Origin of the sequence: Streptomyces sp. Y2F8-2, from assembly GCF_014905555.1 — a bacterium.
In the GTDB taxonomy this organism is placed as follows: domain Bacteria; phylum Actinomycetota; class Actinomycetes; order Streptomycetales; family Streptomycetaceae; genus Streptomyces; species Streptomyces cynarae.
In genome coordinates, this window is sequence record NZ_BNGS01000006.1 from 490,773 (window position 1) to 505,232 (window position 14,460).

Genomic DNA, 14,460 nt, shown 5'->3' on the forward strand with positions numbered 1-14,460 from the left:
AATCCGGCCTCCGCGCACACTGATTCCCCAGCCGGGGGCGTAAGTTGTGCCAGGACCGCGGCCTCAACGTCCTCCCGAGCCACGCCCGGCCTGCGGCAGCGGACGGCCCGAGTACGCGACTCGGGCCGTCCCGGGGACTCGCAGCCGGCGAACCCCCTGCAGCAGCACGGAGGCGTCAGCCGCGGCGGCTCGCCCGGGCGAGGGCCTGCACGAAGCGGAGGGCGTCCACCGTACCCACGCCGGTGGCCATGTCGTAGCCGTTGACGGCCTTGTAGCCGGTGACGCCCTCATAGCTGTTGTCCGTGCCGTCGTTGACGTCGACGATGCCGGAGTTCTTCTGCTTGAGGAGGCTGTACAGCGCCCCGTTGATGTTGCCCACCCGGTGGCCGGCCGCCTGGTCGGCGAGGGCGATGATGCCCGAGAAGAGCGGGCTGGCCTCGCTGGTGCCGCCGGAGACGTCCCAGCCGGTGGCGGTCGGGTCGAAGCTGGAGTAGACCCAGGCGCCCCCGTTGACCGCGGCCGCCATCGACACGTCCGGGGTGCCTCGGCGGGCGCCGACGACGTTCTTCACGCCGTTCTGGAAGGCCGGGCGGGGGAAGACGTGCGACTGGCCGCCGCCGCCCGCGCCGTAGTCGTTGTAGACGCTGTCCGGCTTGACGCGCTGCCCCCTGTCGTTCAGGTGGAGCTGGGTGCCGCCGATGGAGGTGACCAGCGGGTCCGAGGACGGCCAGGAGTTGACGGGCTTCTTGTAGTAGGTCTTGCCGTCCGCCATGAGGTCCGTGGCGCCGCCGTCACCGGAGGAGGCGAGGACCGTCACGTGCTTGCGGTTCGCGTCCTGGAAGGCGTAGCGCAGGTTCTTGATGCTGGAGAAGTCGCCCTTGTCGAAGCCGGGGAACGTGTTCTCGGTGGCGCCGAAGCTCTGGCTGATGACGTCGCCGACCCCGTGGTCGATCAGGTACTTCTCGGCGTTCATCATCTCCGGGAGACCCGTGGTGCCTTCGGTCTCGGAGACCGCCGTCTCCACCAGGACGATCTTGGCGTCGGGCGCCACGGCGTGGGCCATCTCGACGTCCAGCGAGGTCTCGCCGGCCCAGCCGGTCATGTCGGAGTTCTTCGGGTCGAAGGGAGGCACCTTGCCCCACTTGACGACCTTGATCTTGGTGCTGGGCAGACCGAACTGCTTGCTGTAGACGTCGAGGTCGTGCTGGACCGTCGGGGAGCCGAACGAGTCGACGATGACGATGGTGCGCCCCTTGCCCGTGATGCCCTTCTTGTACAACGGGTTGAGGTTGTACGCGGTGCGGTACTGGAGCGGGTTGTAGCAGGCGATGTGCCACTTGGCCTGGCACTGCTCGCTGGTCAGCGGGCTGGCCACACCATGGACGAGCGTGTGCCCGACGACGGCCGGAACCGCCTTGGTGTGCGGTACGGCGGCGGGCGCGGCCGTGGTGACGCCGGCCAGCGGAGCGGTCGCCAGCGCGGCGACGGCGAGGGCGGCGGTGGCGGCCGTGGAAGCCGCGACACCCCGCCCGGTACGGGCTATGTGCATGAATCCCCCTGAGTGGTCCGGAGTCGCAGGAAGTGGTCTCCGGACATCCCATCCATTGAGTCATGCACAGGACAAGATCGTTGAACTGTAGATGCCGAATCCTTTACCGGCCCGGGGGACAGTCCCGGCGGCAGAGTTGTCCACAGGCCGGTCCGGCGGTCCGTCCCGCCCCCTTACTCTCGTAGGCATGTCAACCCGCGTCGCGTCCCGCCCCGTGGGTACGGTGACGCGCGGGACCACCAATCCGAATCGGCTGCGCCGGATGGATCGCTGGATCACAGCGGTCCATGGGGCCGAGCTTCGTCGTACGGCGGAACCCGTGGCCGTCGACCTCGGGTACGGGGCCGCGCCCTGGACCGCGGTCGAGTTGCTGCGACGGCTGCGTGCCGCCGCGCCCCGCACCCGGGTCGTGGGGGTGGAGATCGAGCCCGCCCGGGTCGAGGCCGCGCAGCCGTACGCCCGTGAGGGGCTGGTCTTCCGGCACGGCGGGTTCGAGGTGCCCGTGCCGGGGCGGCCCTCGCTCATCCGGGCGGCGAACGTCCTGCGGCAGTACGAGGAGGGCGAGGTCGCCGCCGTCTGGGAACGGCTGTGCGCCCGGCTCGCCCCCGCCGACCCGGCGTCCGGCTCCCGCGGCGGGCTGCTCGTCGAGGGCACGTGCGACGAGATCGGCCGCCGTCATGTGTGGGTCGCCCTGGGCCCCGAGGGTCCACGCACCGTGACGTTCGCCACCCGGCTCGGTTCCCTGGACCGCCCGTCCGACCTGGCCGAACGGCTGCCGAAGGCGCTCATCCACCGCAACGTCCCCGGCGAGCCCGTGCACGCCTTCCTGCGCGACTTCGACCGCGCCTGGGCTGCCGCCGCACCCTACGCCGCGTACGGCGCGCGCCAGCGCTGGATACGCAGCGTCCGCCGGCTGACGGCGGACTGGCCGGTCACCGACGGCCCGGCGCGCTGGCGCCAGGGGGAAGTCACCGTGGACTGGGGAGCCTTGGCACCCCGCAGATGACCCCTGCCCGACCTGCGAGGAACGATCTTCCTGAGTCCTTCGTCACACTCGCGGGAAGATCGCCGTACGCGGGCCGGCGACAGGGGAGGGAGATCGTCGTACGAGGTGCGGCAGGTGGGGGAGTTTTCTGCGCGGACAAGTCCCGCCTCTGTGCCTTTGCGTCCGAGCGTGGCACGATCCCCAGACGTCTCGTAAGTTACTGACGGTAAATCAGCTTTGGGGGAAAGGTATGGGATCCGGGAAGCGGACCCTGGTCATGGCGGCCATCGCCCTGGTCTGCACGGTCACCGTGCTGGGTACAGCGGGCGCGGCATACGCGAGCCCGGAGCAGCCGGACCCGAGACCGACCCCGTCCGACGGCTCGGCCACGGCGTCGGCGTCGGCGTCGGCGTCGGACGAGGTTCTCGAATCGGTCCGCAGAAAACTGGACGCGCTGTACCACGACGCGGCGGTCGCCACCGACGCCTACAACGCGGCCGAGGAGAAGGCCGAGAAGCAGTCGGCGCAGATCGTCCGGCTGGCCCGGGAGATCGTCAAGGGCCAGGAGAGGCTGGCCGAGCTGAAGGACCGTGCGGGCGCCGCGGCCCGCGCCCAGTACCGCGGCGGCGGTCTGCCGCCCGAGATGCGGCTCTGGCTGAGCCGCGACCCCCAGGAGTTCCTGGACGACGCGGGCACGGTCCGCCAGGGCGAACACGCGGCCACGGGACTGATCGCCGAGTTGACGCGTACGCAGGAGGACTTGAAGCAGTACGCCGGCGACGCCGCCGACGAGTGGAAGAGGCTCGACGCCAACCGCAAGGCCAAGGCCGAGGCCAAGAAGGAGATCGAAAAGCAGATCGCCGCCGCCGAGGAGCTGCAGTCCCGACTGAAGGAGCAGGAGCGGGAACGACTGCAGAAGCTGGAGGAGCAGGCCGCCCACCAGGCACAGACCGCCTGGCTGGACTCCGGGATACTGAAGGAGATTGTCGGCAAAGCGTCCGAAGAGGGGCAAAAGGCCGTACGGTTCGCGACCGATCAGATCGGCAAACCCTATGTATGGGGGGCAGAAGGTCCGAAATCGTACGACTGCTCGGGGCTGACGTCCCAGGCCTGGGCCGCGGCCGGCGCGCCCATCCCTCGCACCTCGCAGGAGCAGTGGAAGCAGCTCAAGCACGTGAACATCAAGGACATGCGCCCCGGAGACCTGATCATCTACTTCTCCGACGCCAGCCATGTGGCGATGTACATCGGCGATGGCGCGATCGTCCACGCCCCGCGCCCCGGGCGGACGGTGACGATCGCCGGGGCCGGATCCATGCCGATCCTGGGGGTGGTGCGTCCGGACGCCGGCTGAACCGGACGCCGACCGGAGAGAGGGCCGTGTCGTGACGTGTCGTGACGTGACCCGTCCCACGTGACGCGGCCCACCCTCTCTCCGGTCGAAACCTGCACGAGACGTGACTTTCGTCATCCTCACCGGGATGGTTCGGTGTCCAACTGCGGTAGGGGATGCGGCATATGACGGTGGCCGGTTGCGCCACCCCGCCCCCTCTGGCATTCCATTGCGGCCTCGGCTACCGCTATGGTCCCCGTCGGTGGGTCGAGTCCCTCGTCCCGCCGTGCCCTCGGGGGGAGGGAAGGAACCCAAGACGATGCCCGTACCCGTGCCGCGGCCCCGAGCGATCCCGGCCGTGGAGGGTGGTCAGGCTCAAGCCGCGTCCCTGCCCGGCGCTCAGACCGCACAGGGGCCGTCCGCCCGTGCCAAGGCCCAGAACGACACGCTCACCCTGCTCGTGATCGAGGACGATCCGGCCGGTTCTCCGATCGTGCCCGAGATGCTCGACTCGGCAGGCCGCCCCATACGGCTGCGCACCGCCCGCAACCTCACCGAGGCCGAGCGGCTGCTCACCGACGACGTCCACTGCATCCTGCTGGACCTCGCCCTGCCCGCGCCCGGCCGGGCCGCCGAGGAGGACGACGAGCTGGCCGTGCTGCGGCATGTGCTTCAGCTCGCGCCCCGCCATGCCGTGCTCGCGCTCACCGCCTCCGGTGACGCGGAGCGGGGTGCCGAGGCCGTGCGCGTGGGCGCCCAGGACTACCTGTTCCGCGAGGAACTGGACGGGCGGCTGCTGAGCCGTGCAATCCGGTACGCGGTCGAACGCAAGCGGTCCGACACGGCCGAGCGGCGGCTGACCGAGTCCAAGCTGCGCGCGCAGGAGAACGCCCGCCTGGAGCGCGGCCTGCTGCCCACGCCGCTGCTCGACGGGTCCTCGCTGCGGTTCGCCGCCCGCTACCGGCCCGGCCGTTCGCGTGCCCTGCTCGGGGGTGACTTCTACGACACGGTGCGCACGCCGGACGGCACGGTGCACGCGATGATCGGTGACGTCTGCGGGCACGGCCCGGACGAGGCTGCGCTCGGCGTGGAGCTGCGCATCGCCTGGCGTGCGCTGACGCTGGCGGGGCTGTGCGGGGACGAGCTGCTGTCCACGCTGCAGCAGGTCCTGGAGCACGAGCGGGACAACGACGAGATCTTCGCCACGCTGTGCACGGTCGACATCGCGCCGGACGGCCGCCGCGCCGGGCTGTGCCTGGCCGGCCACCCGGCCCCGTTGATCGCGCGCCCCGACCGGCCTGCCGAGCTGCTGCCGTACGACAACAACGGCCCCGCGCTCGGCCTGCTGCCGGGCGCGCGCTGGCCGCGGATGCAGGTGGAGCTGGGACCGGTCTGGAGCCTGATGCTCTACACCGACGGGCTGATCGAGGGCCGGGTCGGGCAGGGCGGGGAGCGCCTGGGGCAGGACGGCATGGTGGAACTGGTCCGCCGTCGGCTGGGCGAGGGCCTGACGGGCGAGGAACTGTTGCGCGCGACGGTCAACGAGGTCCGCGACCTCAACGGGGGGGAGCTGGCGGACGACGTGGCGGTGGTCCTGCTCGACCGGGCGCCGTAAGCCACGGCGGCAGATCGGACCATGGCGGACCGCCGCCTACGCCGCACGCCCCGCACCGAACGCCCGCCGCAGCACAGCCCGGACGGAACCGTCACCGCCCGCGCCCGGCACGGACCGCCGCGGCACAGCCCACGCACGGACCGCCCGCCTCCACCGCAGCCGCAGGGCGGGGCCGCCCAGGCCACTCGCCCTCTAACGCCCGCCGTTGTACGGCCCGTACGGACCGTCGCTGCTGCTCCCCCGGCGGCGACGGCCCCAGCCGCCGCCCGAGACCTGCTTGAGGGCGGGGCGGACGTCCACGAAGAACACGATCGTGGCGACCAGGCCGGCGAGCTGCAGGAAGAGCATCGGCACGAACAGGTTCACCGCGACCGCGATGCCGAGGATGATCAGCCAGAAGCCCTTGTTCTGCTTGTCGGCGGCGCGGTACGCGTCCTCCCGGTACAGCACGGCCATGGCCAGCGCCACCACGGCGAGCACCAGCATGGCGGTGAAGAGCAGCCACATCAGGCCGCCGAATGCCGTCATCAGCACAATGCCCACCACCCGAGTCGAGTCGTCTCCACGGCCAACCGTACCCGCCTGCGGCCACCGCGTACCCGTACAACGGGCCGGGCACCTCCGAAGTGCCCGGCCCGTCGTCCGTCATCGTCCGTCATCCGTCGCGTGGCCCCCGCCGGGGCCACGCGTCCTCACTTGGCCGGAGGCGTGGTCTTCTTCGCCGCCGGCTTGCGGGCCGCCGGGGCCGTCTTCTTCGCCACCGGCTTGTCCTCCGAGAACTCGGCCTTGGGGGCCTCGGCCGGCTTCGGCTCGGCCTTGACCTCGACCGGCTCGGGCTTGCCCTCGACGGCGACGGCCAGGTCCTCGATGCCCTCGGCGGCCTCGCCGCGCCAGGTCTTCACGGCCTGCTCGCCGTGCTCGGCGACCTTCTCGTAGGTCTCCCGGGCCTTGACCGCGTACTCGGCGGCGACACCCACACCCCGCAGCGCGAGGTCCTGGGCGGTCTCGCCGAGCTTCTTCAGGTCGGCGTCCAGGCTGCTGCCGAACTTCTTGAGGTCCGAGTCGAGGCTGCCGAAGAACTCGCCCACCTTGGCCTGGATGGTCGACTGCGTCTCCTTGACGCGGGCGCCGGCCTCCTTGGCGCGGGCCGCGGCCTTCTCCTGGACCGCCTTCGGGTCGGTGTTGCGGACGGCCTCGATGCGGGCCGGGGCCTCGGCGCGCAGCTGCTCGACCAGCGCGGGCACCTTCTTGGCCTGCTTCAGGGCCAGGTCGGCGGTGCCGGCGGCGAAATAGAGCGGGGTGGGGTCGCTGAGGGTCTTGCGCAGGTCGTCGGTGATGGCCATGGGATGGTCCTCCCGTTTCGGCTTTGTTGAGGGTTTTGGGCGGTCCGCGGGACGTCGAGCCGTCGTCCCGGTGGTCCGGTCGCTGTCCGTGGTCCCGGTGGTCCCGGTGTCCGGGTCAGCCGGCTGCCTGCCGCGGACCGGCATCGCTGCCGTCGGCCGTGCGGGGGCCGGCCTCGGCGGTGTCCTGGGCGTCGTCCATGCCGTGCGCCTCCTGAGACTGCTGAGCCTGTCGAGTCCGAACCTCATGAACCGCCTGGCCGTCCTCGTCCGCCACGGCCGCCCGGGCGATCTCGAAGCCGTTCTCCTTGCGGAAGGACTCGTAGATCTGCAGCAGCACCTGCTTCTGCCGCTCGGTCAGTGTGGGATCGGCGAGGATGACGGCGCGCGTCTCCACCTCGTCCCGGTCCCGCTCGGCGTCGAGGATGCCGGCTCGCACGTACAGCGTCTCGGCGGAGATCCGCAGCGCCTTGGCGACCTGCTGGAGCACCTCCGCGCTCGGCTTGCGCAGCCCGCGCTCGATCTGGCTCAGATACGGATTGGACACGCCGGCGGCGTCGGCGAGCTGCCTGAGCGACAGCTGCGCGTTGCGCCGCTGCTCACGCAGGTACTCACCGAGGTTGCCGACGTTCAGCGATGCCATGCCTCTACCTTGCCCCATGAGCGCTAACAATTGCAAGCACCCGCTTGCAAAAGTGCGCCGGGTCACGGGAAGGGGGTCGCCATCGCCGGCACCGCCGTCAAGGGCTGCGCACCACCGCCGTCCATCCCACACCCGCCGCGCCCGGGACCGTGGGAGGCGCCGGTGCGCGGACGGGTGACGTCATAAGACGGGTGACGTCATAAACCGTTGGCGCCGGGTCGCGTACCCCGATAACGTGCGGCCCATGACTGCCGGGTCGGCCTTGGGCCGTTCACGAGTGGGGCACCCGGCCTCCGAGTGAGGCGGGGGCGGGCGAGAGGCCCGCCGCTCTCCTTCTGTTCCGACGCGTATCGCCATCCCACCACGCCGAACAGAAGAAGGCAGCGACAGCAGAGCATGCCCAACCCTTTCAACCAGCAGATCATCGACGAGTTCCGGGCCCACCGCGGCCGCGTGGGCGGCCCCTTCGAGGGCGCCCGGTTACTGCTCCTCACCACCACCGGCGCCCGCACCGGCACCCCGCACACCACCCCCCTCGGCTACTACCCCGACGGCGGCGAGCGCGTCCTCGTGATCGCCTCGGCCGGGGGCGCGCCGCGGCACCCCGACTGGTTCCACAACCTCGTGGCGCATCCCCAGGTCACCGTTGAGACGGGCGTGTTCACCTACGAGGCGACCGCGGTCGTCCTGGACCGCGCCGCGCGCGACGAGGCCTTCGCCCGCGCCGTCGAGTCGGACCCCGGCTGGGCCGAGTACCAGGCGAAGACGGACCGCGTCATCCCGGTCGTCGCCCTCCGGGAGAATCCGAGGCCGGGGCCGCCGCGCATCGAGGCGTCCTCTCCGGGTGAGGCCATCAGGGCGGTCCATGACGTCTTCCGTCGCGAGCTGGCCCTGATCAGGAAGGAGTTCGCGGCCTCGGGAGGCGGCCCCGCCCTGGGCGCCCAGCTGCGGATCAACTGCCTGACCCTCTGCAAGGGCCTGGACAACCACCACGCCGGCGAGGACATCGCCCTGTTCCCCTCCCTCGAAGGCCGCCACCCCGAGCTGGCGCCGGCCTTCGACCGGCTGCGCCGCGAACACGAGCGGATCGCCGTCCTCCTGAACGACCTGCGCCGGGTCGTGTCGGCGCCCGACGCGGACCGGGCCGGTGCCCTGCCCGAGGTGGAACGCCTCACCGACGAGCTGGAGGCGCATCTGACGTACGAGGAGGCACAGTTGGCAGCCGCACTGCGCTGATCAGGCGCGGCTGAGCCGCCCCTCCGTACACCCGGAGACACCCTGGTGGGTCACAGCGGTCACATGAGCAGCCAGGCTCACCAGGGAACGGGCGTGTGTGCACCACATACAGGCGGGACACCGCCCGGGTAGCGACCACAAACAGGCGGTACAGGCCATGGAGCTGCGCCTCTGCGATCGTGGCGGGCTCGACGGCAACCACGTGGTCCTGCCCCAGGCGACATCCCTCGCCCCCTTCCCCGTGCAGAAGCGCCCGACGTCAGGTCAGACGTCCACCCGGAGCCCGGCCGTCCGCCCGCGTCCGTGGTCCCCGTTCGGGAGTGCACGGGCAAGATGGGGGTTCGCCGTCAGTTTGGCGGGAAGCCCGAGCGCGGCCGTGGCTTCGAACAGGGTCATCGCGTACGTGTCCACCGCCCGGCGGACGTTGGGGGCATCCAGGCCGTCGCCGGTCACGAGACGGTCGAGATCGACGTACGCCGAGCGGACGACCTCCATCCACCGGTAGACCCGCCAGTCGTCCTGCCAGCCCTTGGTGCAGTCCTCCGGCAGCCGCTCGGACCAGCGTGCGAACAGCCGCTCACGGATCTCGGGACGCGTGGGCGTGAGGTGCATGTGGCGTACCAGGTCGTACAGGGCGTCCCCGACCATCGCCATCTCCCAGTCGATGAGCGTCAGCCCGCCGGTCGGCCGGCGCACCAGGTTCCACGGGTTGAGATCGCCGTGCAGGAGCACGGGCCGGCGCGGGACCAGGGTGTGGCGGTCGAGGATCTCGCCCAGCCGGTGACTGCCGGGCAGTCCCAGTTCCCGGGCCAGATCGGCCGTCTCCTTGGGCAGTTCGCTCACCAGGCGGACCAGTTCGTCGCACAGGCCCTTGTAGAAGTCCTGCCGGAACACGGCGCGACCGAAGTCGGTGCAGTCGACGCAGGTCAGCGCGTTCAGCTGGTCCACCAGGTCGTCCGCCTCGTACGGCCGGAGCCCGTCCACGGGGTGGTCCGGCGGACGGATGTCATCCGGTCCCTCGTAAGAGTGAATGGTGAACGGCTCGTTCAGCCCGCTGGTGCCCAGGGCCAGCACCTTGGGAGCCCGTACACCGGCCTTCGACCGCTCGATCGCCATCAGAACGGCGTGCTCGTTGAGGAACCTGCGCTCCCGGGGGTTCCCCGCGCCGACCTTCCGGCGGACCATGACGGGACAGGGCACTCCCGGTACCCGAACCGCCGTGTTGAGGTGTGCCGCCCCCTTGAACACCCGGTCCGCCGAAGCGGCACCCTCCTCGAACAGCGCCTTGCTCACCGCCGCCGCCGGGAACCCCGGGAGCAGAGGCACCCGCTCGTCCCGCTGCCAGACGATCTCCATGGCGGACCGCTCACGGGCCTTGCCCCCGTGGGACTCGCGCCAGCGGAAGAGGATGCGCTCGATCTCGCTCTCGTCCGGCACATGGCCCAGCCGCAACGGTTCTTCGGCCGCCAGCAGCGCCCGGTGCACCGCCTGCGTCGCGGCATCGAGGTCACGCTGGTCGAAGGAGTCGCCGAGCGATGTGGCCGCGCGCATCACGTCGGGATAGACGGACTGGGCCCGTTCGAAGGCGACGTAGTGCTTCAGATCCCGGTCGAGGCCGTTGACGGCCTTGGGGCGCCGTCTGCGCATGGCCTGGTGCCACGCCTCCACCACCTCGGGCCACTGGTAGACGGGGTACTGCATCCGCACGAGGTGGGTGGCGAGGTCGTGCAGCGGGTCACCGAATCCGGCCAGTTCCCAGTCGACACAGATCAGGGGCGGCTTGCCGCGGTAGGACACGATCACGTTGTCCCGGTGCATATCCGTGTGGAGGAGGCTGAAGGGGCGGCGGACAAGGGCCGGGACCCGCTCCGCGAAGCGCACCATCGCGTCCTCGGGGATGCCCAGCATCGCGAACAGCCCACCGAACTCGGCCCAGTTCGGACGCCTGATCTGCTCCTCCGCCGCGAACGCCAGCGCCCGCAGAAAGGCACCGCTGTCCCGGCTCGAACGGGGCCAGGACACCGGGAGCGGGGGGAGGTGCTGCCTGGCCACCTGCGTCATGTCCGCCAGGAGACCCGCGAGGTCGGCGATCAGCACCGAGTCCACCGGCTGTCCCTTGGGGCAGATGCTGGACAGCGGCACCCCTTCCACATAACTCAGGACGGTGACGTCGCCGCACTTGGCCAGACAGCGGGGGACGTACGGGAGGACACCGCTGATCGTGTTGAGGATCTCCGCCTCGTCGTGCCATGTCCTGATGACCACGGACAGCGCCGAGGGGATCCGCTGCCGCACCGTGACACGTTCGCCGTCCTCACCGGCCACCAGCCGGGAGTCCCGCTCGGTGAGCGGCCGCACCATGTAGTTGACGTTGTGATGCCCCCGTTCGAAGGAGCCCAGCGCCCTGGCGTAGCGCAGGAACCTCTCGAAGTCGTCGTCCGCCGCAGGCGCCAGAGCGCGGTTGCTAGGCAATGACGGACCGCCCAACGGTGACTCCTGAATGGCTGTGCGGCGCGTGCGATGGTCATGCGCCGCGAACAAGGTGGGCACACGGTAGGGCATCTCGACGCAGCGGAACGTTTGACTCCAGCATTCGGTACGCATTTGAGCGCACGCGGCACTCAGAAGCAGCACGCCGTCGGAGATACCACGGATGCCGGCTCCGTGTCAGGCGGCCTCGGCGAGCAGGTCCCACACGGAGTTGAACCACGACTGCATGCTGTCGACGAAGGTGGAGCCGGGCGAGTTCGGGTCGCCGTCCCTGATGTGGTGCGTGAGGGTGGCACCGAGCCCGATCACGTCGAGCGCCTCGATCTCCCGGCCGCTGTCCAGGACGATGGGACGCTCGTCCACCACATAGGGGCCGAACAACGCCTCGGACTCGTTGAAGAGGTAGACCTTGAAGGCCGGCGGCAGTGCCACGTGGCGGACCTGCAGGTCGAAGGACTCGACGAGCTTGGACGCCTGGAGGCTCGCCAGCACCCGCGGCAGCGAGGCCATGGCGTCCCGGGCGATCCCTAGGTGGCGCTCCCTCACCGTCCCGGCCTCGCCGGGGTTCATGGCCCTGGGATACGGAAGCTCCAGATCCTCCGACGGCAGCAGAAGCCGTACGCTCACGCGGGGCGGCGTGGGGCGGGACTCGGCCCTGCGCACTCGGACCCATTCGGCCTGGAGCATCTGCAGATGCATCCCGAGCGATTCCGCGGTCAGGGTGTAGACGTCGAGCGCGACCTCCTGCAGCTCGAACGCCTGCTCGATGAACGACCCCACGGTCACGGCACCGCGCCGATGCACGCTCCGGGGCGTCGAGGATTCGATGCGCTGACTCCGGATCACCCGCGACCCGCTGCCGCGCCGGGACTCGATCCAGCCTTCGCTGGTGAGCTCCCTGATCACCCGCTGCACGGTGTCGCGGGACACGCCGAACTCCTCGGCCAGGGCCCGTTGAGGAGGCAGCGTGCCGTTCACCGGATACGTCCCGTCGGCTATGCGGACGCGCAGGGCTGCCGCGACACGGTCGAACTCCGTGCCGCCACCGTCGCCGACCCGTTCTGCGTCCACACACCGACCGTACCTTCTCTGCCCGACAGGCAAACATCTTCCAGTCAGCCAGCAGTCCAACTGCCCTGCTGGTTAAGGGATCAAGCAGGCAGGGAACTTCCAATTCAGAGCAACCAGTCCAATTGGACTGGAAGTTGGTCGGTTCACGGAAGCCCCATGGGGGCTTCACCGGAAGCGGAAGGGCCGGGTGGGGGAAATGATCCAGTCGGAGGCGCTCGCCACCGCCGCCGAGTTCGTCCTGTCGATGCTGGCCCAGTCGGAGTACGGACTACTGGGAGCCGTCCTCGTGTCGCTCGTCTTCATGGGTGTCCGAGCGGGCCGGCCGCACCTCGCACTGGGAGCCGCGGTGGTGTTCGCCGTCCTTATGGCTCAGGCCTGACCGCGCAGGATCGACAGCAGCGGTTCGAGCGAGCTGACGACGATGTCGGCGCCCACGCTCCTCAGGCGCTTCTCCTTGTCCTCGTTGGGCGCGTAGCCGAGGAACGCGACCCCGGCGTCCTGAGCGGCGAGGAAGTCCGAAGGGGCGTCGCCGATCATCAGCGACAGGGAGCGGTCCGCCCCCATCGCGTTCAGGGCCTGGTTCAGGCAGTGCGGGTGGGGTTTGAGCAGATCGAGGTCGGCCGTGCGGCCGAAGACGTAAGGGGCGAAGCAGGAGACCAGTCCTCGGGTCGCCAGGTAGCCGGCCGCCACGCGCGCGGAGTTGTTGGTCGCTATGGCGAGCTGGCCCCCCACGGTGGTCCATGTGCGGATCAGCGGGTCGGCGTACGGGGTCGGCATGGCCGACGCGACCGCCTTCAGCTCCTGCTGGGTGAGCCTCTCCTCCAGTTCGGTCACCAGATCGCTCTGCGGGTGCCGCCGGTGGATGGCTTCCAGGACGTAGTGCGGATCCGGGTGGACTCGTTCCTCCTCGGTCAGCAGACCCCGCAGCCCCCGGCTCTCGAGCCACTCCACGAGTTGGCCTGCCACATGCTCGGCGGCGTGCCCGGCGAAGAGCCGGCAGATCGGGCCGTCGAAGTCGAAGAGCACAAAGCGCGCACTGGTGATCAGTTCGCGCAGTTTTCCTGTCTCTGCCGTCACCGCATCAGTCTGCTTCGCATCAGAAGTCACTAGGAGAGTGTCAGGTCCGTGGTGATGGTTTCCCAGAGGGCGTCGAACCACTTCTGGGACTCTTCCACAAAGGCGTCGTCCCGTCGCCCCGCCCGGCGTTCGAAGGAGAAGAGGAGGGAGGCGGCGCCGAGCGTGTCGTACATCTCGAGGGTCTGGCTGTTCACCTCCTCCTCGCGCCTGGTGAGCATGTAGTACGCCATCAGGGCCTCGGCACCGTTGAGGAGGTAGAGCTTCACCGGCGGGGTGAAGGGCAGGGCCCGGAACGTCACACGGACGTCGATGCCGTGCGACGAGCGCAGGGCCTGGAGGTTGTGGCGCAGCACATGGCCCTGGGCGTTGCGCTGTTCGAGCCAGCGCTGGTGGACCGGGTCCTCGTTGTCACCGGGGCTGTCGACGGAGATCGGGAACGCCAGGTTGATCTTCCGGGAGGGCAGCAGGATCCGCACGTCGATCGACTGCGGACGGATGCGGCCCTCGTGGATCAGCCGGAGCGGTTCGCCCAGCGCCAGCATCAGGGTCTCTGCGGTCAGGCAGGCCGCGTCGATCCGCACGTTGGGCGCGGCGAACGCCTCCGCGAGCCTCGGCGCCAGCGCCACCATCGTCGGCTGCGGTTCGTCGCTGACCGGCGGGGGCTCGGCGATTCGGGGCGGGCTGCCCCGGCTGACGCTGCTGAGCAGGCCGTCGTCCTGGAGGACGCGCAGCGCCTGGCGGACCGTGCCCCGCTCCACGCCGAACTCCTCAGCCAGTTCGGCCTGGGTCGGCAGACGCTCGCCCGGCTTCAGCTCGCCGGCGCGGATCCGGGTCCGCAACGTGTCGGCGATCTCCTGGGGCGAGGACCTTCTGCTGCCGTTCACTGCGACGTTCTCCTGGGTCACGACCAAACGCTACAACCCCCGTCCATCTACCGGGAGTTGTTTGAATGTTGTTTATAGATGCCGACCAACTGGGGATAACTTCAGTGTAGTTGGTTGCCAACTTGGAAGAGTTGGCGGAGGGTGTCCCTCCTCTCGCACATTATCCGCAGGTAGTCCCCAGATGCAGACGGCTCAATCCCCTCTGTCCCGCCACCCGGTCCCCCGAGGGCCGCCCCT

Annotated in this window: 13 protein-coding genes; 5 read left to right on the forward strand and 8 right to left on the reverse strand. The window is 70.0% G+C overall.

Translation table 11 applies throughout. The features are described 5' to 3' along the window. Positions 1 to 175 precede the first annotated feature (175 nt). The gene (locus SY2F82_RS22850; protein WP_200421014.1) at positions 176 to 1,549 is read right to left on the reverse strand and encodes a S8 family serine peptidase; all 1,374 of its coding nucleotides are present in this window, start codon (positions 1,547 to 1,549) and stop codon (positions 176 to 178) included. Positions 1,550 to 1,736: 187 nt separating this feature from the next. On the opposite strand from SY2F82_RS22850, the gene SY2F82_RS22855 reads away from it, so the two are divergent. The 3 genes from SY2F82_RS22855 to SY2F82_RS22865 all read left to right on the forward strand — a co-directional run bounded on the left by SY2F82_RS22855 (position 1,737) and on the right by SY2F82_RS22865 (position 5,482). Then, entirely contained in the window at positions 1,737 to 2,555 is an 819-nt protein-coding gene (locus SY2F82_RS22855; protein WP_200421015.1) for a class I SAM-dependent methyltransferase, read from the forward strand. A 229-nt stretch (positions 2,556 to 2,784) separates the two neighbouring features. Further along, positions 2,785 to 3,888 (forward strand): C40 family peptidase, encoded by a 1,104-nt coding sequence (locus tag SY2F82_RS22860; protein ID WP_200421016.1) that lies wholly within the window; start codon positions 2,785 to 2,787, stop codon positions 3,886 to 3,888. Positions 3,889 to 4,186: 298 nt separating this feature from the next. Next, positions 4,187 to 5,482 carry a PP2C family protein-serine/threonine phosphatase gene (locus SY2F82_RS22865; RefSeq protein ID WP_200421017.1) on the forward strand — a complete coding sequence of 432 codons (1,296 nt, stop codon included), beginning with the start codon at positions 4,187 to 4,189 and terminating at the stop codon, positions 5,480 to 5,482. A gap of 192 nt (positions 5,483 to 5,674) precedes the next feature. Here the strand turns inward: SY2F82_RS22865 and SY2F82_RS22870 are convergent, their stop codons facing one another. The 3 genes from SY2F82_RS22870 to SY2F82_RS22880 all read right to left on the reverse strand — a co-directional run bounded on the left by SY2F82_RS22870 (position 5,675) and on the right by SY2F82_RS22880 (position 7,465). After that, positions 5,675 to 6,016 (reverse strand): DUF2516 family protein, encoded by a 342-nt coding sequence (locus SY2F82_RS22870; protein ID WP_200421102.1) that lies wholly within the window; start codon positions 6,014 to 6,016, stop codon positions 5,675 to 5,677. 158 nt (positions 6,017 to 6,174) lie between these two features. Then, positions 6,175 to 6,825: a hypothetical protein gene (locus SY2F82_RS22875; RefSeq protein WP_200421018.1), complete on the reverse strand. Its 651-nt coding sequence runs from the start codon at positions 6,823 to 6,825 to the stop codon at positions 6,175 to 6,177. 115 nt (positions 6,826 to 6,940) lie between these two features. After that, positions 6,941 to 7,465: a helix-turn-helix domain-containing protein gene (locus SY2F82_RS22880; protein ID WP_200421019.1), complete on the reverse strand. Its 525-nt coding sequence runs from the start codon at positions 7,463 to 7,465 to the stop codon at positions 6,941 to 6,943. A gap of 396 nt (positions 7,466 to 7,861) precedes the next feature. On the opposite strand from SY2F82_RS22880, the gene SY2F82_RS22885 reads away from it, so the two are divergent. Beyond that, the gene (locus SY2F82_RS22885) at positions 7,862 to 8,701 is read left to right on the forward strand and encodes a nitroreductase/quinone reductase family protein (protein WP_200421020.1); all 840 of its coding nucleotides are present in this window, start codon (positions 7,862 to 7,864) and stop codon (positions 8,699 to 8,701) included. Positions 8,702 to 8,965: 264 nt separating this feature from the next. Here the strand turns inward: SY2F82_RS22885 and SY2F82_RS22890 are convergent, their stop codons facing one another. Next, on the reverse strand, positions 8,966 to 11,062 hold the full coding sequence (locus tag SY2F82_RS22890) for an aminoglycoside phosphotransferase family protein (RefSeq protein ID WP_200421103.1): 2,097 nt from the start codon (positions 11,060 to 11,062) through the stop codon (positions 8,966 to 8,968). Between the two features lie 306 nt (positions 11,063 to 11,368). After that, positions 11,369 to 12,262: a winged helix-turn-helix domain-containing protein gene (locus SY2F82_RS22895; protein WP_200421021.1), complete on the reverse strand. Its 894-nt coding sequence runs from the start codon at positions 12,260 to 12,262 to the stop codon at positions 11,369 to 11,371. 196 nt (positions 12,263 to 12,458) lie between these two features. On the opposite strand from SY2F82_RS22895, the gene SY2F82_RS22900 reads away from it, so the two are divergent. Continuing rightward, entirely contained in the window at positions 12,459 to 12,641 is a 183-nt protein-coding gene (locus SY2F82_RS22900; RefSeq protein WP_200421022.1) for a hypothetical protein, read from the forward strand. Here SY2F82_RS22900 and SY2F82_RS22905 read toward each other — a convergent pair. Next, the gene (locus SY2F82_RS22905) at positions 12,632 to 13,420 is read right to left on the reverse strand and encodes an HAD family hydrolase (RefSeq protein WP_200421023.1); all 789 of its coding nucleotides are present in this window, start codon (positions 13,418 to 13,420) and stop codon (positions 12,632 to 12,634) included. The two genes, SY2F82_RS22900 and SY2F82_RS22905, sit on opposite strands and share 10 nt — an antisense overlap. Continuing rightward, a complete protein-coding gene (locus SY2F82_RS22910) occupies positions 13,369 to 14,250 on the reverse strand; it encodes a winged helix-turn-helix domain-containing protein (RefSeq protein ID WP_200421024.1) in 882 nt (293 codons plus the stop codon). The genes SY2F82_RS22905 and SY2F82_RS22910 overlap by 52 nt, the downstream gene beginning before the upstream one ends. Positions 14,251 to 14,460 lie beyond the last annotated feature (210 nt).

Excerpts from the sequence above, each read along its gene's own strand:
- SY2F82_RS22860 (WP_200421016.1), top strand. The coding sequence starts at position 2,785 with ATGGGATCCGGGAAGCGGACCCTGGTCATGGCGGCCATCGCCCTGGTC.
- SY2F82_RS22875 (WP_200421018.1), bottom strand. The coding sequence starts at position 6,825 with ATGGCCATCACCGACGACCTGCGCAAGACCCTCAGCGACCCCACCCCG.
- SY2F82_RS22855 (WP_200421015.1), top strand. The coding sequence starts at position 1,737 with ATGTCAACCCGCGTCGCGTCCCGCCCCGTGGGTACGGTGACGCGCGGG.
- SY2F82_RS22880 (WP_200421019.1), bottom strand. The coding sequence starts at position 7,465 with ATGGCATCGCTGAACGTCGGCAACCTCGGTGAGTACCTGCGTGAGCAG.
- SY2F82_RS22865 (WP_200421017.1), top strand. The coding sequence starts at position 4,187 with ATGCCCGTACCCGTGCCGCGGCCCCGAGCGATCCCGGCCGTGGAGGGT.
- SY2F82_RS22900 (WP_200421022.1), top strand. The coding sequence starts at position 12,459 with ATGATCCAGTCGGAGGCGCTCGCCACCGCCGCCGAGTTCGTCCTGTCG.
- SY2F82_RS22850 (WP_200421014.1), bottom strand. The coding sequence starts at position 1,549 with ATGCACATAGCCCGTACCGGGCGGGGTGTCGCGGCTTCCACGGCCGCC.
- SY2F82_RS22890 (WP_200421103.1), bottom strand. The coding sequence starts at position 11,062 with ATGGTGCGGCCGCTCACCGAGCGGGACTCCCGGCTGGTGGCCGGTGAG.
- SY2F82_RS22885 (WP_200421020.1), top strand. The coding sequence starts at position 7,862 with ATGCCCAACCCTTTCAACCAGCAGATCATCGACGAGTTCCGGGCCCAC.